The following is a 25,744-nucleotide window of genomic DNA, read 5'->3' as shown; positions in this document are numbered from 1 at the left end:
ACCCCCAATTGTCATCTTTTTTTTATCCTATTTTATGCAACAATCGATTTATTCACAGCTTGATACACCTCCCTGGTTCCTGAATACAGATTCAAGCCCAACCAAAAATATAGTGAAACTTTCCAGGACATTTTATTTAGAAAAGGCCCAAAAACGATCATTAGATAAAAGTTAAGCGAAAAACAGGCTTTCGTTAATCAAATATTAACTCTTTTTTAATAGGGTCCGGCCTATGTTTGATCACATTTCAAACTAAAAATCACATTATGAAAATTTGCCGGAATTTAGTCTGGATGAGTCTGGTCTTAGGGTTGAGTTGTACAACTAAAAATTCGGAGGAAAGCGTTGTTGATTATACTCCATTTGTCAATACATTTATAGGAACAGGAGGCCACGGTCATACTTTTCCGGGTGCTACATTGCCTTATGGTATGGTTCAGTTGAGTCCTGATACGCGTCTCACCGGGTGGGACGCCTGTGCGGGTTATCATTATAGCGATGATACAATTCTTGGTTTTAGCCATACCCATTTAAGTGGGACTGGTATAGGTGATTATGGGGATATCTTGTTTATGCCCTTCACTTTCCCTACTGATGACAAGCATGCAGCCCCAGGTACCCAGCCGGTCAGTTTTGGTTCAAAATTCTCCCATAAAAATGAGACGGCAAGCCCGGGTTATTACCAGGTGCACCTGGATGATTATAATATCGATGTAGCACTTACGGCCACGAAAAGAGCCGGATTTCACAAATATATATATCCCGAAGATAAAGAAGCCGCGCTTTTGATAGACCTTACACATCACCTGCACCACCAAAAAAATGAAGATCTGCTAATAGAAGTTATAGGAAACAACACCATCAGAGGGTTAAAACGTACTTCCGGTTGGGCGAAAGATCAGTTTGTATATTTTTACGCTGAGTTTTCTCAACCTTTCCGTCATACTTTTACTACCAACACCCCGCCTTCTCCGAATCAAAAAAAGCTTACGGGTAAAAATGTCCAGGTCCTTTTGCATTTTGACACTAAAAATCAGCCAACGGTCCTGGCAAAGGTGGGGATATCGAGCGTTGACTATGCCGGTGCTGAAAAGAATTTGAAAAGTGAAATACCCGATTGGGATTTTAACCGGATCAGGCAGAAAGCAAAATCTACCTGGAACCACCAGTTGGGAAAAATTGACGTAAAAACAGATAATAAGCAACAAAAGACGATTTTCTATACCTCTTTATATCATGCTTCCATTTCTCCTAATCTCTTTGAAGATGTAGATAACAGGTATCGGGCGATGGATCATCAGATCTATACCTCTGAACAACATACCAATTATACGGTATTTTCATTGTGGGATACTTTCAGGGCCCTTCATCCCTTACTGACGATCATTGATCCGGAACGGGCCAAGGACATGGTCAGGTCTTTAATCGATAAGTATGACAAGGGTGGCGTTTTACCCAAGTGGGAACTATCCTCTAACTATACCGGCACCATGATTGGTTATCATGCCGTTCCGGTGATCGTTGACGCATATGCAAAAGGTATCCGGGATTTTGATGTTGAAAAAGCGTATGAAGCTTGCGTGCATGCTTCTTCATATGATACTTCCGGTATCACGAAGGTTATGCACAGCAGTATTTTACACCATAAGCTAATGCCTGCAGCCAAACATTATAAAAACAGCTTGGGTTACATTCCTTCCGATAAGGAAAATGAGTCAGTGGCCAGAGGACTTGAATATGCCTATAATGACTGGTGTATTGCCCGGTTTGCCGGGATGCTTGGTAAAAAAGAAGACTCTGAAAAATTTTTCACCCTAAGTAAGCATTATGAAAACTATTATGATCCTGAAAGCGGGTTTATGCGGGGTAAATTACTGAATGGTTCCTGGCGCACTCCTTTTAACCCTAAAGCTTCCAATCACCGGAGTGATGATTATTGTGAAGGCAATGCATGGCAATGGCTTTGGTTTGTCCCTCAAGACATCCAGGGCCTGGCTGGTTTGATGGGAGGCAGGGAAAAGCTTATCACTAAATTAGATTCACTATTTTCTATGGATTCTTCTCTGGAAGGAAGAAATGTCTCTGCAGATATCTCAGGCCTGATCGGGCAATATGCACATGGGAATGAACCGGGACATCACACAACACATATTTATAACCAGGTAGGTCAGCCCTGGAAAGTTCAGGAACGTGTAGATCAAATCTTACAATCACTTTATTTCAATGACCCTAATGGGTTACCGGGTAATGAAGACTGCGGACAAATGTCTGCCTGGTACATCCTCAATGCCATGGGTTTTTATTCTTTTCTGCCTGGTTCGGATCAATATTCCATCGGACGTCCGCTTTTTGATGAGGTCACCCTTCATCTTAAAGAGGGAAAAACATTTAAAATTAAAGCAGCAAACAATTCGAAGGAGAATAAATACATTCAGTCTGTAACATTGAACGGGAGAGATTTAGAGCAACCATTCTTTAGCCATGAGGAGATCGTGTCCGGTGGTGAGTTGTCTTTCATTATGGGGGATACTCCCAATAAACAATGGGGTACCAAGTCTCCCCTGCTACATGATGTACACCCGAGATAAAGATCAAACAATAATTTTTTGATGTAAGGCTTCAAAATCGAATGTACAAAGTAAATCCATATTTTCTATTATCCCTGCCCCTACTGCTTTTAAGCTGTTCTGCTGGTGAAGAAAACAGCCAGGGCTCTACGTACGACGAAACGGGGTTGCTATATACTGCCTATGAAAACCTGATCATGGCAGGCTACCAGGGTTGGTTTGCCGCAGAAGGCGATGATTCCGGAAGAGGCTGGTATCACTATGGAGGGGCCTGTGGGTTTGACTCTGGCTGTTCAACCATCGATTTTTGGCCTGACGTTTCTGAATATACTAAAAAGTATGTGACACCATTCAAACATGCGGATGGATCCAATGCCTATTTATACAGCCCTTACGATGAAGAGAGTGTTGACCTGCACTTTAAATGGATGAAAACCTACGGAATTGACGGGGTTTTTATGCAACGGTTTGTAGGGGAAATAAAAGACCCCAAAGGGAAACGGCATTTTAACAAAGTGCTTAAAAATGCTCTCAAAGCTGCTAAGAAATATGAAAGAGCCCTTTGCATCATGTACGATCTGAGTGGCACATCAGGTAAAGATATGGTCTTTTTGCTGCAAGATTGGGATGAATTACAAAAGCAATTTGACCTTTTCAATCATCAGGAAAATCCTACCTACCTGAGACACAATGGACGCCCGTTGTTGGCTGTATGGGGTGCAGGGTTCAATGATAATCGCAAATACGCTATTCCGGATATACAACAATTGGTATCTGATCTTAAAGGCCCTGAAAATAGAGTGTCGGTGATGTTAGGTGTGCCCTATTACTGGAGAACCCTGGATAAGGACACCCGGCATGACCCTTCGTTACATTCCCTGATCAAGCGTTGTGATATTGTGATGCCCTGGGCAGTAGGTCGCTACAATTCAGAGAGTTATAACATCGCAAAAGAAGTCCTGGCCGGCGATATTCAGTGGTGTAAAACCAATAATGTTGATTATGTCCCTCTGGTGTTTCCTGGCTTCAGCTGGGGTAACCTAAAAAATGATCCTGGTAAGTATACTATAGCCCCACGTAACCATGGGGATTTTCTGTGGAAACAAATTGCCGGGGCAAAACTTTCGGGAGCTAAATCATTGTATGTGGCCATGTTTGATGAGGTGGATGAGGGAACTGCGATTTTCAAATCAGTGAATCAACGTGATACGCCGGACCATGGGAATCGCAAATTTATAGGCATAGAAGATGACTTGCAGACAGACTATTATCTGTGGCTTACCGGGCAAGGTACGCGGTGGTTTCACGGAGACGATTCTTTTAGTACTGTCAAACCCAAACGATAATCGTTTGAGCAAGATATTTTCAGTCGTTTATGTTCAGAATTATTTAATAATTATCCGGTAAAACCAATTAGAGATGTTGAAAAGCGCGCAATTTTTCCGTTGTGTTTCCCTTTTAGTGTTTTTTCTTATATATGGAAAAACGTCCGCACAACAGATTTATGATCATGTCTTTAACCCTATGAAAGGCATGGTGAGTGAAGTGGAGAAGCCATTTCGTGAAGAACTAAGTTTAAATGGCAGGTGGCAGTTTATGCCGGTCTATACGAAAGATATCAGCCTCTTCCAAAAACCCGGATCTTTTGATTGGGATGCCATTCCGTTAAAAGTACCTTCTCCGTGGAATGTAAATTCCTTTGCCGAAGGTAACGGTGGTGATTTTCTGACTTACCCTTCTTATCCGAAAGCCTGGGAAAAAGCAGCTATGGGTTGGATGAAAAAAGAATTTATGCTACCCAAAAGCTGGGATAACAAACAGATCAAACTACACTTTGAAGCCATTGCCGGTTTTGCCAAGATCTATATAAATGGCCAACTGGCGGGGGAAAACCTTGATATATTTTTTCCTACAGAAATAGATGCTACCCCTTTTCTGAAAAATGGAAAAAATGAACTGCTTGTGGGTATCGCAAAGGCCAGCCTTACAGATGAACAAGGCAAATACGGACGGCGTAACTACGTGGCCGGCTCATTTTGGGGGCAACACATTGCCGGGATCTGGCAGGATGTTTCCCTGATTGCACTGCCTAAGCTCTCTATTTCTGATGTCTTCGTACAGCCGGATGTACAAAAGGATCAATTAACATTGGCGGTTAGTATTGAAAACAATACAAAGAAGCTCCGGACATTTACCATACAAGCTGCTGTAAGAGGCTGGGAAAAACCTGCATCACAGCATGTAAACATAGCCCCAGCAGACAACGGTATTTTGAGGGAAGAAGTTTTGCAAATGGAAGGTTCAGGTAAAGTAAAGCTGCAGGCCGGCGAAAGTATTACGGTGAAGCTTCATACGAAAGTAGCCGGTAAGTTGAAAAACTGGACTCCTGACGCACCCAACCTTTATGGGGCTGTCGTTCGTTTACAGACCTCTAAAACGAAAGCAATAGATGTCTGTTATACTCGTTTTGGCTGGCGCCAGTTTACCATGGAGGGTACACAACTGCTTTTGAATGGAGCACCTATTGTGCTGAAGGGAGATTCCTGGCATTTTATGGGGATCCCTCAAATGACACGTCGTTATGCCTGGGGGTGGTTCAGAATGTTGAAAGATGCTCATGCCAATGCCGTGCGTTTGCACGCCCAGCCCTTTCCGTCTTTTTACCTGGACGTAGCTGATGAAATGGGGATCTGTGTGCTCGATGAAACCGGCATTTGGTCCAGCGATGGTGGTCCGAAAATGGATTCGGACGATTATTGGGATTACTGCCGGGAACATGTAAAAAGCCTGGTAATGCGTGACCGGAACCATCCTTCAATATTTGGATGGAGTGTGTGCAATGAAACTCTTCCGGTAGCTCTGCATGTTTTTCATGCGCCTGAAAATATTGTTCAACGTCAGATCGACGAGATCAACAATTGGGTGAATATTGTCAGAGCATTGGATCCTACACGTGCCTGGATATCCGGGGATGGTGAGACATCACGCCCTACCACTCTTCCTACGGTGATCGGCCATTATGGTGATGAAAATTCTATGAAAAACTGGTCGTCTCAAGGCAAACCATGGGGGGTCGGTGAGACCGGTATGGGATATTACGGGACACCGAGACAGGTATCCAAGATCAATGGCAACCGGGCTTACGAATCACAGCTGGGACGCATGGAAGGCCTGGCTATTGAAGCCTACAATCTCATTCAACTACAGCAAAAATACGGTGCCACCTATAGTAGTGTGTTCAATATAATCTGGTACGGACTTAAACCTCTGGCATTCGGACTACCCGATACTACTCGCCCTCCCCTACCTGAAGATGGTATTTTCTTCCCCGAATTCAAAGAAGGTATCCCTGGCGTCCAGCCCGAACGCATTGGCCCTTATACAAGCACCATTAACCCCGGTTATGATGTTGACTTGCCTCTGTATAAACCCTGGCCACTGTTTGATGCGGTGCAGGCAGCCAATTCCAGCCCAATGAAAGCATTTAATATTCATAGCGATGCTCCCTTAGAGAAAACCCCAATACCGGAGGCTTCTGTCCATACCGTAGGCATCCTACCAGGTAACAGCCCTCTGTTGAAAGATCAGTGGGCAAACCTGGGTGTTCCATTCGTAAAAGCTGTTTCCGGAAAGGAATTGAAAATGATCGTTATCGATGGAACGGCACCTACTCTCGACCAGACTGACTTTAAGATCATTGATAATTGCCTGGCTCATGGGGGTAAAGTACTGGTCTGGAATGTTACCCCACAGAGTATAGAAAAACTGAACCACATATTGCCATACCCATTGAAGTTAACTGACAGAAAGGCAACTTCTTTTATTGTAAAAACTGATGATACTATGTTGGGCATGCTGAATAACAAAGATTTCTATTTTACGGAATGGATACAGAAACCGGTAATGAAGTATGGGCTTAGTGGTGAAATGGTCGAAAAAGGCAATGTTCTACTGGAAGCCTGTAATACGGATTGGAGCACATGGAACTCCAGGCCTGAGTATTTAAAAACTGCTGCGGTGTATCGAAGTGAGCTGGAATCCAAAACGGATGGCGCCGCCATGATCAGGATAAACAGTGGAAATGGACAAATATATTTAAGCACGCTTGATCTGTTGGCCCTTAAGGGAGAAGGGGAAGAGTTACAGAAAACCTTATTGAAAAACCTGGGCATCTCGTTAAGGAATGTACCCGTAAGAAACCAGCAGGCATTGTCTGCCGAAGCTGAACTGGAGCGTGCTTTGGTTTTGCGGGAATCCGACATTTCAGCCACAGCCATAGAAAAAATGACAAACGAACAGTTCAGTCAGCTATATGAATCAAAGCGTAAACCTGAAATGATCAAGACGAATGCAAGGGGCTTTTTGGATATTGGAAAGTTAAAAGGTCTGAGGCGTGAGAAGGACACGGTATACCTCAGTTTCTGGTTGCATAGTCCACGTTCGTTGGTAAATCTATTGGTTGAGCCAGACATGCCGAAGTTAGATCTGCTGGTAGAAGGCAGCCAACAAGTAAAGGTATCTGTCAACGGGGTATTGTGTTCTTCCGAAAGACCTGTGGAACATGAAAAGTTTGAAAACCTCCCTTTAGAAAAAGGATGGAATCATGTACTTATAAAACTTTCCTGTGAAAAGGATGTCCGCCATTGGAAAACAAAGATTCAATTAACTTCTAATGACCAGGATTTTATGAGCAAGTTGAATTCATCCGTCGGTCAATAAAAGTATATACTCCAGCAAAACAAATGACAGCATTCAGACTAAAATTAATCGCAACCTTACTGGTTTTTAATAGTTTTACCTCTTTAGCACAAAACCATGACTTCACCTCTGTTTCGGCTTCACTTCATCCCCGGGAGGCAGGAAAGGTATTTGACGGAGACAGGAGTACCGGATGGAAACTGGGAGGTAAAGAATTGGATACAGATCAGCACCTCCTATTTACATTGAGTACACCGGGAGATGTAAATAAGGTTCTTTTGCGTATCATCGGAATCTCAAAGGCGACATTAAAAAATTCGATACGATTGTTCGTGACCTATGACCCGATGAACCTGGGAGAGTCAATAACCTACGATGTGAGCGGCAATACCGATTTTATTTTAAACTTTCCGGCAAAATACGGCGCACACTTAAAAGTGCAGCTATTAGGAGGAAGAATCAAAAAAGCGATCTCCATCAATGAAATTGCCTTAGAATATACGAAAGAAATCAGTCAGCCAGTCGATGTAACTGGTCATGAAAGACCGTGGCTAAATCCTCAAATGCCGCTGGAAGAAAGGGTGAAAAATCTGATGGATGTCATGACTCCTGAGGATAAAATGGAGCTGCTTCGGGAAGGGTGGGGAATTCCGGGTATTCCACACTTAGGTGTCCCCTTCTTGAATAAAGTGGAAGCCATCCATGGTTTTTCCTATGGCAGCGGCGCCACTATTTTTCCTCAATCCATTGGACTGGGGGCCACCTGGAACAAAAAACTAATCGAAGAAGTAGCCGGTGTCATTGCTGATGAAACGGTGAGCGCCAAAACAGTACAAGCCTGGTCGCCCGTATTGGATGTAGCGCAGGATGCCCGTTGGGGGCGCTGTGAAGAAACCTATGGAGAAGACCCTACTCTGGTGTCGGAAATAGGAGGCGCCTGGATCAAAGGCTTTCAATCGCGGGATTTATTTGCAACACCAAAGCACTTTGCCGCGCATGGGGCGCCACTTGGAGGAAGGGACTCACACGATATCGGCTTGTCGGAGCGGGAAATGCGGGAAATACACCTGGTTCCTTTCCGCCACGTAATACAAAAATATAAGTGCCAGTCGGTGATGGAATCTTATTCTGATTATTTAGGCGTGCCAGTAGCCAAAAGTAAGGAATTGCTACAGGGTATTTTACGTGAAGAATGGGGATTTGACGGATTCGTCGTCAGTGATTGTGGTGCTTTAGGAAACCTCATGTCTCGAAAGCATTATACAGCTATTGACTATGTGGAAGCCGCAAATCAATCACTGGCAGCTGGTGTAGCTACCAATTGCGGTGATACTTATAACCATAAAAAAGTTATTGAAGCGGCAAAAAACGGACAACTGGACCAAGTGGCTCTTGATCGTGTTTGTCAGGGGATGTTACGTATGATGTTTAGAAACGGTTTTTTTGATTATAACCGTGCAGAGCCATTGGACTGGAACAAAATTTACCCGGGATGGAATAGTCCCGCACATAAAAAGGTAGCGCATCGTGCTGCGTTGGAATCAATGGTTTTATTGGAAAACAAGCAAGATATCCTTCCGTTATCAAAAACTGCCAATACCATTGCTGTTATCGGTCCGGGAGCTGATGACCTGCAGCCCGGTGACTATACAGCTAAGCTGCAACCGGGACAATTGAAATCGGTGCTTTCCGGTATAAAATCAAGTGTAGGCAAAGGCACAAAGGTGAACTATGCAAAAGGTTGTGCATTTGTTTCATCTGGGGAAACCGATATCGAAAGTGCCGTTAAGACAGCCCTTGCATCAGAGGTGACAGTACTGGTATTGGGAGATCGCTCCACCAGTGAATCTATCAAAGAAGCCAGGAAAACTTCCGGTGAAGGCAATGATCATGCTACACTCATACTGTCGGGAGATCAGCAAAAACTATTGCAGGCAATTTGTAAAACAGGAAAGCCTGTTATTTTGGTGTTACAGGCCGGTCGCCCGTATAATTTGACCTATGCCTCAAAGCATTGCCAGGCTATTCTTGTAAACTGGTTGCCCGGCCAGGAAGGAGGCCCGGCTACGGCTGATGTTTTATTTGGAGATTATAACCCTGCCGGTCGTTTGCCAATGACTTTCCCTCGTCATGTAGGGCAATTACCGCTTTATTATAACTTTAAAACCTCCGGAAGAGGATATCACTATGTCGATATGGATTTTTATCCTCTTTACTCTTTTGGGTATGGTTTGAGCTATACCAAATTTAATTATTCGGACTTGAAAACAATGGTAGACAAGAACGGCGTGATCACGGTAATTGCAAAAATAACCAATACCGGTACAGTGGCAGGTGATGAAGTGGTACAGCTTTATGTAACGGATATGTATGCCAGTGTGAAGACACGTATTATGGAGTTAAAGGATTTTACGAGAATTACACTATCTGCCGGTGAATCAAAAGAAGTTACTTTTCGACTTACACCTTATCAGCTGTCGCTGTTGAATGACCAAATGGACCGGGTGGTAGAACCTGGTACATTTAAGATCATGGTGGGCGGACGCAGCCCTTCTTTTATCGCCCATGACAGAATAAAAGATAGCGTGGGGTTTAGAACGCCCCGGGATGGTGTTATCGGTGTCTTGAACTATGACTCGTCTTTCATGGCAGATTTCACCCTTACATTTCAACGCTTTGTGACCAAACAAAACGGTGAAGGCATGTCGGTTTTTGTAAAGGTAAAGAATGAGGGAACTCTGACCGATGTAGGTAAAATAAAGATGTATGCTGATGGAATTCAAAAAGGAACTCAGCATTTTGAGCTTCAACCGAAACAGGAAAAAATCATTCAATTTGAGTTACCCAACACAAATTTGAATCAGGTGGCGGCTACCTCAAAATACAAATACATATCTCATAGGTTTTAGTCGTCCGTTAAACCAGCCATTCTTGGATGAGCATGTTGAAGAACAGGTTCTGTATTTCAATGCTTCAATACGTTGCATTTCTCTTTACGCATTTATTCTCCATACTTTTCGGATTACTACGGTTCTTCCAACTTGAGATCTCTTGCCACATTCCAAACTACAGTCTGAAATACTCAAACAGAACAGCGCTTTCAGGGATTTTATGAAAAAAAGAAATAAAAAAGCCACTAAAATGAAAATTAGGCGAAATATACGTCTATGTTAAGCGAAAATTAAGTCTTTTTTAATGCTCCAAAAATAAGTTTGTCAGCACCTGATAGACATGTGGCGGCTTTTCGACCTCCTTAGCCCAACAATGCCCGTCCAGACAACATAAAAAGGTAACACTATTTATCACTAATAAACCCTATGGCTTATGGAACATCATTTCAGTGAAGGAGCAACGTATTTCAACTCCTTTTCAATACTTCATTTTAACTTTTTAAATGCTACACTATGAAAAACAACTACAGTTTAAAAAAAGGAGATCTCATCAGTGGAATGAAATGGCTCTTGTTAGGTTGTGTGTTTTTATTTGGTTTTTTCTCCACTGCACTGAAGGCTCAGGATACTACTACCAGACGAATAACCGGTACTGTGAAAGATGAAACCGGTTCGGGGTTACCAGGAGTGGCCGTCTTGATCAAAGAAACCACCCAGGGCACGATTACTGATGTCAATGGTGCGTTTGTCATGGATGTATCCGGCGCCCGGACTGTTTTAGTATTCAGCTACCTGGGATATCATGCAGAAGAAATTGTGGTGGGAAATCAGTCCGTTTTTGACGTGGTGATGACACCGGATATTACTTCGCTGGAAGAGGTAGTAGTAATTGGGTATGGCACCTCGAAAAAATCTGATTTAACAGGTGCCGTTCAGTCTATGAATGCGGAGAATATTGCTGAAACACCTAATGTAACCGCTATGGGAGCCATGCAGGGGAAAATGGCCGGTGTGGATATTATACGCGCTAATAATAAACCGGGAGGAGGCCTGGAAATTCAGATCCGAGGGGTAAACGCTGTATTCAATTTTGATGACGATAATCAGACCGCACCTCAGCCTTTATTTGTGGTTGACGGCATTTTTGTGGATAACATAGATGATCTCAATCCGGCTGACATTGAAAAGATCGACGTATTAAAAGATGCATCAGCTACAGCCATTTACGGCTCCAGAGGTGCCAACGGAGTGGTGATTGTTTCTACTAAAAAAGGTACACCCGGAAGGGCAAAGGTTGAGTATAAAGGATTTACCAGTATAAGCGAGGCTATGAATCTACCGGATATGATGACCGGAGAGGAATTTATAGAGTATGCTTTTGATGCAGCTGTGGGGTCAGATAGAGCAGACTGGACCCTGGATAGGATTTTTGGGGCCGACGAGCTGGAAAACATCCGTACCGGCAATTATACGGATTGGGTAGATCTGTTGGTGGATGATTTTGGTGTCAAGACCAATCACTCCTTGTCTTTTTCCGGGGGTGATAATGGTATGAATTATAGTTTTGGAGGCGCTTACACCTCAGATGAGGGTATCGTCGGAGATGAAAAATACGAACGATATAACCTTCGTGCCAGTGTAGATAAAAAGATCAATGACCTGTTTGACATCGGATTTAAGATCTATGCATCCTATTCTGTACGGGATGAGGATAGTTTCGAAGCGATGAGAAATGCTTACCGCCTGAGACCCACAGCAGATCCCTACGATGAAAACGGAGAATTGCAATTCTGGCCTACTGAACGAGAACAGCAAATTTCCAATCCGCTTTTTGAAGCTGATAATATTACCCGCGAAAGACGCACCAACCGGACATTCGGCAACCTATATTTAAAAGTAAGCCCGTTGGAGGGTTTGAGTTATAAGATGAGCTTCTCCCCCGAAACCGAATTTAATAGATACGGGGAGTACAGAGGGCGTTATTCGAAGAGCTCCAGGGGGCAGTCGCAAAGAACAAGGGCTTATTATAATTCCTTTAACCGTTTACAGTACTCCTTTGACAATATCATTGATTATCAAAGGAATATTACAAACGAACATCATGTATCGGCCACCCTGATCTCCTCCATATGGTACAAGAGGCAAGATGAAGGAATAAGTCAGGTCAGAAACTTTGAGGATGACAGAGCTCAATTCTACAATACAGGCAACGGGCTTGAACTTCGTGAGATCAGATCCGACTTTATACAGGAGACCTTAGCCTCCTATGCAGCCCGAATACAATACAACTACAAGGGCAAATACCTGCTGACTGCCTCAGGCCGTTATGACGGCTCATCAAAACTGGCTAAAGATAACAAATGGCATTTCTTCCCTTCGGCGGCATTCGCCTGGAAGGCCAGCGAAGAAGAAGTGATCAAGGATAATCTCTCTTTTTTATCCAATCTTAAATTCAGAATTAGTTACGGAGAAACAGGAAACAATAATGTTTCACCCTATAGTTCAGGAGCCAGAATTGATAACGCATCATTTGCTTTTGGTCAAGAGGTGGTAGGTAGCTCCCAGATCGGTTCCATTAGCAATGATGAATTGACATGGGAAATTGGAAAGGAAGTGAACTTTGGTGTTGATTTCGGAATATTTGAGAACAGAATTTCCGGTAGCCTGGAACTTTATAACAAAAAGGTAGATGGTATTATTTTAAACCGCCAGATACCCAGAATTTCAGGGTTCGAATTTACCAGGTCAAATATCGGGAAAATAGAAAACAAAGGGGTTGAACTAGGTTTAAACCTGTCACCGATACAAACCCCTGCTTTTACCTGGACCGCTACCATTACCTATTCCCGAAATAGAAATGAACTACTTGAATTATTTGGTGACGGAAAAGATGATATCGGCAACCGATGGTTTATAGGAAAACCGGTATCGGTCTACTATGACTACGAGGTGGCAGGCATATGGCAAGAGTCTGAAGCTATCGAAGCCGAGGAGTATGGTCAAAGGCCAGGGCAGGTAAAAGTGGTGGATCAGAATGATGACGGTACGATTGATGCCGACAATGATCGCGTGGTTTTGGGGTCTCCGGATCCTGACTGGCATGGTGGAATTACCAATCGGTTTAAATACAAGAATTTTGACCTGTCCGTTTTTGCTTATACCCGTAAAACGCAGATGCTTCGTAGCGAATTTCACAGCAAGTTTGTATTCGACCAGGCGATTCACGGACCTTTTCCCGCCCGTTTTAATGGTTTAAATGCTGATTACTGGACACCGGAAAACCCCAACGGGGAATACGCTATGCCAGGATTCGGTGATTTTAATAACCTGACCCACTACAGGACAGATGTTAACTTTATTAAGGTAGGGTATATCACATTGGGATATCGTTTGCCAAAGCAATTGCTGGAAAAGTTAAAAATGAGCAGGCTAAGAATTTATACTACGGTAGAGAACCCTTTCATATTTACTGAATATGAGGGTTGGGATCCGGAAAATGCCCACAGGAACACCTGGGGGTACGGTTTTATGAGAAGATCCTATCAGTTGGGTTTGGAAGTAACATTTTAGATTTTAAAGATTTTACAATGAAAGCAAAATATATTTATAAACTATGCCTGGGATTGGCCATGCTGTTTCTTGCCACTGCCTGTGAAAATTTTTTGGAGGAAGAAAACTTATCTGGTGTCGATAGCAATAACTTTTTTATAAATGAAGAAAGCTTTGACAGGGCAATTGCTTCAATTTATCTTGAATTACGAGATGCTTACAAAACGTATCCCACAGATCTGCTAGGGACCGATATCTTTACTTTTACAGGCTTCCCTTTGAATAAGTATGATGATCTATCCGTACGTGAAGACCAGGTAAAAAAGGCCTGGGAAGAATATTACAAGGTGATCCAAAACTGTAATACCATTATTTCAAGGGCCACTGGCATTGATCTTTTAGAAGAAGTGAGAAAGAAAGGCGTGGCTGAGGCAAAAACCATTCGGGCGCTGATGTACTTTAAATTAGTACAACAGTTTGGGGATGTCCCATTGGTATTGGAAGAAGTAAGGACCGATAAGATCGATTATGTACGTGAAAGTGAAGCAATCGTTTATCAGCAGATCATTTCTGACCTGGAAGCTTCTATTCAGGTGTTGCCGGTCAGCCAGGAGTTATTTGGAAGAGCCACCAAGGGAATGGCGCAACACCTGTTGTCTAAAATATATTTGACCAGGGGGTATCTTCCTTATGGCAGTACTGCCGATTTTACGAAATCTGCCGGGTTGGCCGACTCCGTTATCGAATCGAATCAGTATCGCCTGCTTAGTACTTACCAAGAAGTATTCAACGACAACAATCAGATGAATGATGAAGTGATTTTCTCCGTTCAGTACACAACAGATGTGAGCGCCAACGGAGATGGTAATAACAAACATCAAATTGGCAAGTATTCACTGGACGGCCAGGACGGGTACGCCAGAATTAATTCTGTTTATTCCCGTCCTGGCGGATTTACCAACATTGCACCTTATCTATTTTCACTCTTTGACGAGTTTGACGCAGAAGATACGCGCAATGAAGCTTCTTTTCACTATACCCTGTTTGCCATAGTAGATGGAACAAATGTTTCTGTAGGAGATACCATCACCCATTATCCCAGGGTTCCATGGACTGATGAACAGAAGGCGGCAGTTTCCTATCTGGTAGTGAACCCCGACCAATACAATGATAATGCCTATCCTCTTTTTAAGAAATTTGATGATTTCACACCATATGGGGATAATGAAGGCACACGGGACACCTATGTATTTCGGTTGGCTGAAACCTATTTATTAGGAGCCGAAGCGCATTTAAAAGCTAACAATACGGCGAAAGCGCTGGAATATATCAATACCATCCGCCGCAGGGCTGCTATTTCTGATAGTGATAAATCGGCTATGGAGATTTCCTTAGACCAGTTAAGCATTGATTTTATCCTGGAAGAAAGTGCAAGAGAACTAGCCGGTGAAACAGCGCGCTGGAATGATCTGAAAAGAACCGGAAAGTTGATTGAACGAGCCATGGCTTTTAACGAAGATGTCCTGTTTCATAATACTTTGAAAGAATATCACCTGTTACGACCTATTCCACAAACTGAAGTTGATCTATCAGGCACCAGTTTGAAACAAAATCCGGGATATGGATTCTAAGTGTTTATAAACTTTAATATCAAGAAAATGAAAAATAAAATAGTTAGATACCTCCTGGCCGTATTAATGGGATCAGTTGTTTCTATTCAATATTCCTGTCGTGATGAATTTGAAAGAGAGCTTAAGATGAGAAGCTTTTTCAAGGTACATGAGGGAAATGAAGATAATATTTACTTCCAAAATGAACCCGTACAATTTTATAATTACTCTCTCCATGCCACCGGTTATTTGTGGGATTTCAACGACGGAACATCGACAAGTACGGAAAAAGAACCTATCCATACCTTTACTGAAGAGGGTAAATATGGGGTTTCACTAAAGGTTTCCAATGGAGTAGAAGAAGTAGTGTTTACAGATACTCTGACCATTGTGGTAGAACCGGGCTAATCTTCACGCCAGGTATTACAATAGGTTTACAAATTGGGACTTTCATCCTTGAAAAAAACAGTGTGAAGCATAACCGCTTGTTGCTACAATTGGGTGTTGTATGTCCCAAACCATATACTTAAAGCATTCCTTCATTTTTTGTTCGACAGCATAAGAACGAGAGAGGAGGAATGTCTTTCATAAACTTTGTTAGCTATAGTCTGATCTCTCTCCTATCGGGCACAACTAAAAATAGAGAAATTTGGTTTTGACATTACTTCTTCTACATAATCTGCGATTATAGTTAATTAACTACCTTCATAGCGCTATACTCTCTACAAATATACCGGGTTGTTAAAAACGGTTTTGTCGCCCTTCCTTTGAGTTGCAAAGGGTTACATATAAGTAGGAAGACTAAAAGGTTTAGATGTTCATTTCGGTCAACTCCTATTTATGCCTTGTCCCATTCAATGTCATTACCTTTATTCTATTTTGTAAATTTTCCAACGATATTTCATCATCAGTAACATAGGCTATCTCTCTGATTTCTCCAGGGTTCAGGTCAAAGAAATTAGCTTCAAACCTTCCGTTACCTTCCACGACTGTGAGGTAAACATTTTTTGCTAATACAGCAGACGAAGCTTTGACGGTATGTTTGCCTTCTTTCTCCATTACCTCTAATTTAACCCGTGCATCTGTCAGCCGAAGCTTCTTGTATTCTGTAAAAAAGAGCCTGTTATCACTTACTTTATTGCCTTTTTCATCACTTAGCTTCACATAAATAAAACTACTTGTTTCATTACCTTGAATAGACAGACTGCCCAATGGAATACGCTCAATAACATCACTATGATTTGCCTGTAATTCGTAGTGTTGTGATGAGTGTTTCAGTGTGTCTCCCTGAAAAGTAAGAAAATACCAGTCCAGCGCTACTTTTTGGACCTTCCTATGGTCTGAAACGGCATAGATATCAATCCTGTCATTTTCCTGTTTTGGACTGACCAAAACAGGACTGAAAAAGTCACGGGTGTAATACTGCAAGGCTTTCCAATTACCATAGTAATCCAGTCCTGCCCAGCTGGCTCCGGGCCAGCAGTCGTTGATCTGCCAATACAAGCTACCCATCGTGTAGGGCATCATTCTTCGATGATGTTCTACAGCTACTTTCATTGCTTCAGCCTGTAAAAGCTGACTTACATACAGGAAAGAGCTAAAATCATCCGGGACGCCATAGTATTTTTCCATATAGTTTTTGATCCTTCTGTTGCCTCCGTTATTCTTTTGATGAGATTTCATCACTTCCGATGCTATATCAAAATCATGCGGTTCGGCAAAAGTTTTTATGGTGGCCAGGGAAGGAAAAGACTGAAACCCGTATTCACTTACAAACCTACCGGTATTCTTATGCTCCAGGAAGGAAGAAAAAGGCTCTTCTCCATGCCAGACGCCCCAATAATGGATATCTCCGTAACGGCTATCCCGTGGCATATGGACCGTGTCATTGGACGTAGGTGAGCTTCTGTGGTAGTATCTTTGTGGGTCGTATGTTGCTACCATTTCAGAAAGCAATTCATGAAACAATTTTTTATAATCCTCCCAGAAGTAATTTGGAGAACGTTCCTTCAGGCCCCAATGATGCCACGCTTCTTCTATCTCATTATTTCCACACCATAAGGCTATACTTGGATGGTTTCTCAACCGTTTGATGTTATCAATGGCTTCTTGTCTTACATTTTCAAGGAACGCAGTATCTCCGGGATACATGCTACAGGCAAACATAAAATCCTGCCAAACCAGTATGCCATTTTCATCACATAATTCATAGAATACGTCTCTTTCATAAATACCACCTCCCCAAACACGGAGCATATTCATATTTGTGTTTTTACAATTTTCAATCAATTCGCGATAGTCATTTTCACTCACCCGGGGAGTGAAATTATCCATAGGGATATAATTTCCCCCTTTCATAAATACCGGTTGGTCGTTCACCCAAACCTCGAAGCTTCTTCCGGCGCTATCGGGCAGTTGTTTTATTTCCACCGTACGAAGGCCCGTTTTTAACCTCCGGGTGTCTGTCACTGCATTGTCTATGATCAGTTCTGTTTTTATTTCATATAAATTCGGAGCTCCTAAACCATTCGGCCACCAGCGTTTGGGGGCCAGCACTTCGGCTTGTACTATAGTGGTATTTTCACCTTTTTTTAATATGACTTCCTGTGTAAAGATCTTGCGGTCCACCTCAACTTGCAGTGTAGCAGCCGTTTCTCTAGTAGATTGAACTTCATGTGAGATCTCTAAAACCGCTGATTCATCCGTCAATGATTTTTGTACAACCGCCAAGCCTGAAAGCTTTGCTGTACTCCATGCTTCCAGGTATACAGGCTTCCAGATCCCGGAAGTAACAAACCTGGGACCCCAGTCCCACCCATAGTGGTAAGGAGCTTTACGTGTAAATACACTTAGTTTTTTTTCATGCCGATCGTTTCCGGCAAAATACTTTATTTGCATGGTATCATATCTTGCTCCGACCTCTTTCATGGGTGAGCGGAATTGAATGACCAACTGATTTTCACCTTTGCGCAGCAGTTCTTTGACCGACCGGCGCCATTCCCTGAACATGTTATACGTTTTTAATACCAGGGTATCGTTAAGGTAAACATCAGCATAAGTGTCCAGCCCTTCTAAGACAAGCTCTATTTCGTCGTAATTCGAAAGGTCGTCGGATCCAAAGGTAGTTCTATAGGTCCAGTTCTCATCTTCTATCCATTGCAGGTTGTGCTCATTGGTACGATAGAATGGATCTTCGATTTTAGTATTGGTCAGTAAATCGGTATGAACTGTACCAGGAACCCGGGCCTTCATCCATTCTTCTTTTCCCGTCTGCTGAAATTGCCAGTTATCATGAATAGTATGTTTCAAAGCATGAGGGTTTTGATTTGTACAGGAGAAGACCGCTATTATGCAACAAATTACAATCAGTATATTTTTAAGGATGGTGATCATTTCAGGTGCGTTATTCTAATTTTAGAGAAAAATTATTTAGACAAAATTGCTACTATTTAATTGTTTTTGAGCTTAATTAAGCCTTTATCCACAATCAAAATTGGCGAATCATATACAGGAATATCTTTAAAAATGTAATGGGTTCCATTCTTTTCCCATTGGTCCGACGGAATATTATACACCTTACCGGTTCTAACATCCAAATAGACAGGGTTTTCAAAGATTCCATTATTAAACTGAAAGTTGGCAGGGACCTTTTTTATTGAGCTATCAGGGACATAAGCGTCAAACCAAATGGCCACAAGCTGTTGATCAAAGTATTTTTTCCTGTAGCCGAAAACGGCTAAAGAGCTATCAATATCCGTCTTGTAGCTGTAATTAGGAATGCGTTCAAACGTATGATCAAAAATCGCCGTAACATGTTGATAGGCATGATAAGCCTGTTTTTTTCTGACAATTTCCCTCTTGAAATTAGCTTCTAACAACCCTTTTGAGTTTCGTGTATTTTCATCCAGTGGTCGTACCCCATCGTGTGTATAAATAATATCGGCAATCGTAAAGTATAATGACGGGATATCATGTCCTAAATCTCCCAAAAGCTTTCTTAGCAGCCATTTACTCTGAGAGACTTCTGTCCAGTCGTAGTTTTTAAGGGCATAGTAAGGAATGTTGGTAGAAGGGCACCCTAATTCGCCCTGGTTTAGCCTGATCCTGTCACTATAGCGCGCGATAACCTCATACAGTTTTTGGTAATGCGGATAGGTATCTTCCGGCCGGTAGGTATATCCATGCACAGTGATGTCGTCTACCAGTCTCAACTTATTTTCACGTGTTAAAATAGCGAGGAAACTCTCGAGGTAATCTGTCTTTTTTATCTCTGCCATCGACAGAGCGTATAGTGTAGCGGAAGGTATTTCCTTTCGGATAATTTCTGCGGTACGTACGTACAACCCGGCATAATCTTCTACGCTGTTTTTTTCCGGTTCATTCCATACTTCCCAAATATTCACCTTACCACGATATCGATTTGCTAAAGCGTACACCCATTTATCCCACGCGTCAAGCGCTTCTTTTGAGCGTGGAAATCCTGCATTTAAATGAATACCTCCCCCACTCTCATAAATCGGGTTTCCGTAGGAAGTCTGTAACCAGGGCTCGATGTCATTGGAGACCAAATAATCTATGATCTCATCGAGCCACTCAAAATCATACACTCCTTTTTGCTTTTCACATTTTGCCCATCCTGCCTGTAATCTCATTTTTTTAGCACCTAAGGGAGAGAGGTACTCCTTCCAATGGTCAAAGACCGTCAGGTCCCTGTCTAATGTTTCACCACCAATTGACCAGTTTGAAGCAATGATCTGCCTTGAGCTACGGACTTCAAGGTTTCCCAGGTATGGAAGGGGTGTCTCGTCTTCATTTTGAGCCATTGCATTGGATAGACAGATAAAAAAAAGAAAGGAAAACAGCAAAAAGTCATATTGAGGTTTGGTTGGTTCCATTTTATTCTCGATTATAAACCTTGGTTTTGTTCGAATCTATATCAGTGTATTTTATCTTTAACTTCTTTAATTTCTGGTGAAGGTCTTCCCGAATATCCCGATACCCTTCGGTGTTGTAGAGATTATTCATTTCCTCCGAATCATTTTTTAGATCATACAGTTCCCATGTGTCTATGTCATGATAAAAGTGGATGAGTTTGTACCTTTCCGTACGTACACCATAATGCTTTTTAACACTGTGCCAACCTTTCAACCCTTCATAATAATGATAATATAGCGCTTCACGAAAAGGGGCATGATCAGGATCGAGCATTACCGGTCGTAGCGACTTACCCTGCACCTCACCGGGAATATCAATGCCCGCAAAATCCAGGAAAGTAGCGGCATGATCTATGTTCTGGACTAACTGTTTAGCCACAGTACCGGCTTTAATCTCTTTTGGGTACCGTACTATGAGCGGTGTACGCATAGACTCTTCATACATAAATCGTTTGTCGTACCAGCCATGCTCTCCGAGGTAAAACCCCTGATCTGAGGTATATACCACGATGGTATTTTCCGCTAAGCCGCTTTTATCCAGGTGACCCAGCACCCTACCCACGTTGTCATCCACTGATTTGATGCAGCGTAGGTAATCCTTCATATACCGTTGATACTTCCATTCGGCCAGTTCCTTTCCCGTAAGCTTTGATTCAGCAAATGCTTTGTTGAGAGGCATATAATGTGCATCCCAGGCCTCTCGCTGCTTTTCATTCATACGATTGTAATTGGCTTTCCATGCACGTTCTGCGTCATAGTGATCGTTTCCCCCCGTACCGCTTTCACTATCGTAATCGTCAGGCATCAATTTCATATCTGCTGATAAGAACATGTCTGCTATTCTCATGTCGGCCGCTTCAGCAGCTTGCCGATTGTTATATTGATCAAAGAAGTTAGCCGGGAGTGGCAGGTTTTCATCTGCATACAGGTGAAGATCAGAAACATTGGGCATCCAGTTACGATGGGGTGCTTTGTGATGGTAAAAAAGACAGAATGGCTGCTTAGTATCTCTTCGGTTTAAAAAATCCAATACATAGTCAGTAATTACATCGGTGACATAGCCATCCACCCTGGTGGTATCGGACCCACTCACAAACCGAGGGGAATAATAATTGCCCTGACCAATCAGTATATTCCACTCGTCAAACCCCTGTGGCGTCGATTTTAAATGCCACTTTCCTATCATGGCAGTAGTATAACCTGCCCTCCGAAGCAACTTGGGAAATGTTTCCTGATCGCCATCAAATACATCCAGGTTGTCACGTTTACCATTGATATGGCTGAATTTTCCCGTAAGTATAGCCGCCCGACTGGGGGCACAAATAGAATTTGTCACGAAGCTGTTTCGAAACAACATACCTTCTTTAGCCAGACGATCAATGTTAGGCGTCTCGATCAAGTCATGCCCGTAAGCGCTTATAGCTTTTTCTGCATGATCGTCCGCCATAATAAAGATAATATTGGGACGAGTGGCGGCACTAGACTCCCGGGTAGTTTGTCCTTCCTTTTTGACACAACTCCACAAACATAGCAGAGTAATGAGGATGGATATATTCGTTCGTTCAGACATAATTTTTTTGTTTTCAAACCATTTATAATGAGACTCTTATGACTTAATTCAATCTGATTGACTCTCTTTTAGGTAGAATCGCTCCATTTCAATCTTTGAATTTCATCAACTTTTATAAATACTGAATATAAGCCTTCGAATAATTTCGCCCCTTATATTTCACTTCTTTCCCAGTCAGGTTGACCCCAATTTGTATGGACTCACCATTTTTTTCAATTTCAACCCGGTAAACTCCGGCATTATCGATTTGCTTCAACCGGATCTGCGGCTGTCTTCCGTCCAGTGCGATCAGATGAGCCGCTGCCTGAAAATTCCCTGTATTTCTAAAAATGACTGCGGGCACTTTTACTCCATTTGCATCCACACCATCTGCGGTAATGCAACTGGAATACCTGGCCAGACTGGTAGCCATATAAACCGGAACAGATCCTGTAGTTGTACTCAATCTAAATTCCTTTTTAGCTTTTGTTATCCTCGGTTCTTTCAGGTATTTATATCCATTTGCATCAAAATCTAACGGTTCTCCGACAGGGCGATCATTCCATTCACCTTCCATATGCAAGGCCAGATCGATGGTGTCCTTTCCAGTTGTTTTTATCTGATCAAAAAGTAAAAGGGTGTTTTCATCAATGACCATTACAGCGCGTGTAAACTCAAAGTTATCATACCCTTCGGAGGTTTGATATACCCCATAATTTGTCAGGCTATCAAAGGCCAGACACTTACCCTTGACCCCCATGACCTCCTGGTTTGATTGATTAAGCACAACCGTATTATGAGCCACGGACGTTTTGTACCATCCCTGATGTAGGTAAGAACTGTATCGGCCATGCCCTGGGTCAACCAGTAGCTGATGCTTACCCTTATAAATTGAGAATCCCAAAATATCAGGATGGGAATGCCATCCGTCAGGGTTCATGTATTTTAAGGTGACATTAAGTTGATCGAGTCCTGCACCACTTCTCAATATGGATACTCCGGAACCGGTCAAATTGGCACTTTTAGTGGGCTGCACTTGTGATTTTGGTAGATGATGGGCTCCGTAAAGAATGGGCAATTCCATGAACTGACCCTCAAAGTGCGGAACAGATGAGCGTTTATGACCTTTTAAGACGGCGAGAAATTTCTTATCTCTGAAACGACCATACCCCAAATCATAATAAGGCGCATACTTTTCAAGGTTGACCGGTTTGGAATCATTCATTTGCGGAAGTTCCAATTGAGAATTAGCCATGAGCAGCGGACCACTGAGCATCTTCCGGATTCCAGACCAATTCATTTTAATGCCGTAGTTTTCTGCCATTTGGGTGACTACCCAAAGGGGATAAAAACTGTAGAAGTGATAGCTGGGGGCCATTTCCCACCATAAACCTTCTGATGTAAGCCCTTCATTCAGCTGACGATAGTAACCCCTGGTTGTATCGCTGAGCGCACTGTTGATCAAAAACGTATTGTCATATAAAAAGCCCACAGCTGCCACTGCTGAGTTTTTCCAGCATTCGATATTATGTATCTCATCTCTCATGTGATGTGCTATGATCAGGTCAGTTGCTGGTCTGAACAGGCTATCATACAACACCTGACGATCATTTAATGTGAGTTTGTCCCAAACAAAGTCTGTCCCGATGGCCAATTGAAGCGTCCAAAGTGACTCTCCCAACGACTGTACGTGTACGCGCCCCGCCCCGGTCCATGCATTAATGTCCGATAGTCCGTTTTTATCACGAATGGGGTACTTTGGATACTTACGCGTGTAATCACGGAGTAATTCGATGGCTTTTTTCGCATATTGCTCTTCTCCGGATACCTGGTAAGCGAACCCAAGCATGGCGGTGGTATTAGCAAGTTTGTGATGATAGTAAAAAAGTGTTACCCCATCATAATCAGTAACCAGGTTGGAAGGGTCGCCATAATAGGCCTTTCCTGTTTGGGTACTTAAATGTTCCCATTGCCATTCTGCGATTTGTTTTCCCGTCTTTAGCACCTGGCCATCATCGGGGCTCACATAATAGTGCGACCAGCTACCACCTCTCGGAGGCACCTTTAATTCTTCTTGAAGTAAGCTATCACAGTGTTGTTTGATGCGCTCCCAGGACCTTTCCGCCCATGGCGCTGTCTTTATTTTTTCACGGATCTGATCCATGGCATTCGGGGTGACTAAAAGGCGCGGTTGGCTCAATCCCTTTAAAGCGAGTAAGACAAGCCCCAATAGCCATATTTTCCTAAATGTATTCATTAACCTTTACTTTTCAATACCGGAATATCCCGTAAGACCTTCCATCACAGGCCACTTGAGTGTATCCCTTTGACCGTTTCAGCTTAACGCCATCGCCCATCAACAGACGAAAATCACCTGTAGTTTTGACACCTACGGGCACATTAACCGGTTTTTCCGATGGATTCAATACTACCAGTATCTTTTCATCTTCATCGGTACGACTAAAAATAAAGGGATATGCCTTCTTCTTAGCGTAGACGATATCAAAGGCAGCATAGGCCTGCAAGGCTTTTTCCGTTTTTCTAAGCTCCACCAGTTTTTTGGTTTTCGCCAACAACCCCTGGTCATCACTTAATTGCCGGGCCACTGTGGGGGCATCTTTGGCCCCATCCTGTGGCAGGTAAAGCTTGTCTTTATCAGCTGTTGAAAACCCATAATTCTTGCTCGCATCCCATTGCATAGGTGTCCTGTTACCCGAACGCCCGCCATAGGAACCTTCCACGGCCGGAGCGTCTTCCAAAGGCAACTGCCGCATGCCTATTTCATCTCCATAATAAATAAATGGAATGGAGGGAAAGGTCATTTGAAAGGCATAAATAATCTCCAGGTCACGATCATCGCGATCGTAACTCTTCACCCTTATCATGTCGTGGTTATCAACCGGTATGGATATATACCCATTATCTTTTAGCTGCTGGTATTGATCATAAAACACATCCAGAAAAACTGTGATATCCCCTTTCCCGGCCGGCTCGAAAAAACTGTAAGTATCCTCATCATAGGTAAACCATTTCTTATGAAACAAATCGTCATAACCTTTAAACCAATGCATAAAATCAGCGTGAAATCCAGCCTCAATAGCCAGTGCAGGGTCACCCCATTCGGAGATCAACAAAGCTTCGGGGTAATCTTCATCAAACATCCGTCTTACGTCCAGCCAAAAGTCCTTACCGGCACTATAAGCCATATCCACTCTGAAGCCATCTACCCCCTGTGCAAGCCAGTATTTCAGCACATTTTTCATTTCTTCTTTCAGTGCTAACACATCGGGATGGTCGATCGGAAGCTGCCAGTCATACTTGATCTCGTCTTTTTCAAAACCGTAATTAAGCTTAGGCTGGCACCAGAAAAAATTAGTCATATAGGCACCATCACGGCTGGAATAGCCCCGGATAAATTTACTGGCATATTCTTTAGGTGTTTTCCAGGTATTGTCCGTCCAGATAAACCAGTTCTTATATTTGGGGTCTTCCCCGATGGAACCCTTAAACCAGGTGTGCTCTACAGAGGTATGACCGATCACGAAATCCAGGATGACCTTAATATCTCGTTTGTGTGCTTCTTCAAATAGCTTTTTAGCTAGTGCGTTGTTCCCATAACGCGGATCAACCTGATAAAAATCAGCCACGTCGTAACCCGCATCGCAAAAAGGAGAAAGGTAAAACGGATTCAACCACAGCGCATTGATTCCCAGGCTTTTTACGTAGTCAAGTTTGGAAATGATACCTTGAAGGTCGCCAATTCCATCCCCATCAGAGTCTTTAAATGTCTGTGGGTAGATCTGATAGAACACCGCCGAAGTGATCCATTCAGGTGTTTCTGGTTTTATTCTGCCTTGAGCAAATCCCTCCAACTGGTTTAAAATGCATGAGAGGAATACGGTATAAATAAGTGTTCTGTTCATTGTAATTTTTTTTAATATATGAG

The 25,744-nt window shown here is 42.7% G+C and carries 12 protein-coding genes; 7 read left to right on the top strand and 5 right to left on the bottom strand.

From position 1 onward, the window contains the following. The first annotated feature begins 266 nt into the window (after positions 1 to 266). From FNH22_RS08975 to FNH22_RS08945, 7 genes are all read left to right on the top strand, one after another. Positions 267 to 2,588 (top strand): GH92 family glycosyl hydrolase, encoded by a 2,322-nt coding sequence (locus FNH22_RS08975; RefSeq protein ID WP_143398018.1) that lies wholly within the window; start codon positions 267 to 269, stop codon positions 2,586 to 2,588. A gap of 41 nt (positions 2,589 to 2,629) precedes the next feature. Then, the gene (locus FNH22_RS08970) at positions 2,630 to 3,913 is read left to right on the top strand and encodes a glycoside hydrolase family 71/99-like protein (RefSeq protein ID WP_143398017.1); all 1,284 of its coding nucleotides are present in this window, start codon (positions 2,630 to 2,632) and stop codon (positions 3,911 to 3,913) included. Positions 3,914 to 3,986: 73 nt separating this feature from the next. Further along, the gene (locus FNH22_RS08965) at positions 3,987 to 7,286 is read left to right on the top strand and encodes a glycoside hydrolase family 2 protein (RefSeq protein WP_143398016.1); all 3,300 of its coding nucleotides are present in this window, start codon (positions 3,987 to 3,989) and stop codon (positions 7,284 to 7,286) included. Between the two features lie 23 nt (positions 7,287 to 7,309). After that, a complete protein-coding gene (locus FNH22_RS08960) occupies positions 7,310 to 10,174 on the top strand; it encodes a glycoside hydrolase family 3 N-terminal domain-containing protein (protein WP_143398015.1) in 2,865 nt (954 codons plus the stop codon). Positions 10,175 to 10,669: 495 nt separating this feature from the next. Next, positions 10,670 to 13,726, top strand: a complete 3,057-nt coding sequence (locus FNH22_RS08955; protein ID WP_143398014.1) for a TonB-dependent receptor — start codon at positions 10,670 to 10,672, stop codon at positions 13,724 to 13,726. Between the two features lie 17 nt (positions 13,727 to 13,743). Continuing rightward, positions 13,744 to 15,336, top strand: a complete 1,593-nt coding sequence (locus FNH22_RS08950; RefSeq protein ID WP_143398013.1) for a RagB/SusD family nutrient uptake outer membrane protein — start codon at positions 13,744 to 13,746, stop codon at positions 15,334 to 15,336. Between the two features lie 27 nt (positions 15,337 to 15,363). Continuing rightward, a complete protein-coding gene (locus FNH22_RS08945) occupies positions 15,364 to 15,723 on the top strand; it encodes a PKD domain-containing protein (RefSeq protein ID WP_143398012.1) in 360 nt (119 codons plus the stop codon). Between the two features lie 426 nt (positions 15,724 to 16,149). On the opposite strand, the gene FNH22_RS08940 is transcribed toward FNH22_RS08945, so the two are convergent. From FNH22_RS08940 to FNH22_RS08920, 5 genes are all read right to left on the bottom strand, one after another. Then, on the bottom strand, positions 16,150 to 18,624 hold the full coding sequence (locus FNH22_RS08940) for a glycoside hydrolase family 2 protein (RefSeq protein WP_185154139.1): 2,475 nt from the start codon (positions 18,622 to 18,624) through the stop codon (positions 16,150 to 16,152). A 140-nt stretch (positions 18,625 to 18,764) separates the two neighbouring features. Beyond that, on the bottom strand, positions 18,765 to 20,210 hold the full coding sequence (locus FNH22_RS08935) for a beta-galactosidase (RefSeq protein WP_143398010.1): 1,446 nt from the start codon (positions 20,208 to 20,210) through the stop codon (positions 18,765 to 18,767). A 1-nt stretch (position 20,211) separates the two neighbouring features. Beyond that, on the bottom strand, positions 20,212 to 21,819 hold the full coding sequence (locus tag FNH22_RS08930) for a sulfatase (protein ID WP_143398009.1): 1,608 nt from the start codon (positions 21,817 to 21,819) through the stop codon (positions 20,212 to 20,214). Between the two features lie 112 nt (positions 21,820 to 21,931). Further along, a complete protein-coding gene (locus FNH22_RS08925; protein ID WP_143398008.1) occupies positions 21,932 to 24,055 on the bottom strand; it encodes a heparinase II/III family protein in 2,124 nt (707 codons plus the stop codon). Positions 24,056 to 24,068: 13 nt separating this feature from the next. Beyond that, positions 24,069 to 25,721: an alpha-amylase family glycosyl hydrolase gene (locus FNH22_RS08920; protein WP_143398007.1), complete on the bottom strand. Its 1,653-nt coding sequence runs from the start codon at positions 25,719 to 25,721 to the stop codon at positions 24,069 to 24,071. Positions 25,722 to 25,744: the final 23 nt, after the last annotated feature.

Origin of the sequence: Fulvivirga sp. M361 (genome assembly GCF_007097395.1) — a bacterium.
Classification (GTDB): Bacteria; Bacteroidota; Bacteroidia; order Cytophagales; family Cyclobacteriaceae; genus Fulvivirga.
This window is presented reverse-complemented; position numbering and strand designations above follow the sequence as displayed.

Bases quoted from the DNA above. Each gene is read 5' to 3' on its own strand.
- FNH22_RS08945 (WP_143398012.1), top strand. From the start codon at position 15,364: ATGAAAAATAAAATAGTTAGATACCTCCTGGCCGTATTAATGGGATCA.
- FNH22_RS08930 (WP_143398009.1), bottom strand. From the start codon at position 21,819: ATGTCTGAACGAACGAATATATCCATCCTCATTACTCTGCTATGTTTG.
- FNH22_RS08960 (WP_143398015.1), top strand. From the start codon at position 7,310: ATGACAGCATTCAGACTAAAATTAATCGCAACCTTACTGGTTTTTAAT.
- FNH22_RS08965 (WP_143398016.1), top strand. From the start codon at position 3,987: ATGTTGAAAAGCGCGCAATTTTTCCGTTGTGTTTCCCTTTTAGTGTTT.
- FNH22_RS08970 (WP_143398017.1), top strand. From the start codon at position 2,630: ATGTACAAAGTAAATCCATATTTTCTATTATCCCTGCCCCTACTGCTT.
- FNH22_RS08935 (WP_143398010.1), bottom strand. From the start codon at position 20,210: ATGGAACCAACCAAACCTCAATATGACTTTTTGCTGTTTTCCTTTCTT.
- FNH22_RS08925 (WP_143398008.1), bottom strand. From the start codon at position 24,055: ATGAATACATTTAGGAAAATATGGCTATTGGGGCTTGTCTTACTCGCT.
- FNH22_RS08955 (WP_143398014.1), top strand. From the start codon at position 10,670: ATGAAAAACAACTACAGTTTAAAAAAAGGAGATCTCATCAGTGGAATG.
- FNH22_RS08920 (WP_143398007.1), bottom strand. From the start codon at position 25,721: ATGAACAGAACACTTATTTATACCGTATTCCTCTCATGCATTTTAAAC.
- FNH22_RS08975 (WP_143398018.1), top strand. From the start codon at position 267: ATGAAAATTTGCCGGAATTTAGTCTGGATGAGTCTGGTCTTAGGGTTG.
- FNH22_RS08950 (WP_143398013.1), top strand. From the start codon at position 13,744: ATGAAAGCAAAATATATTTATAAACTATGCCTGGGATTGGCCATGCTG.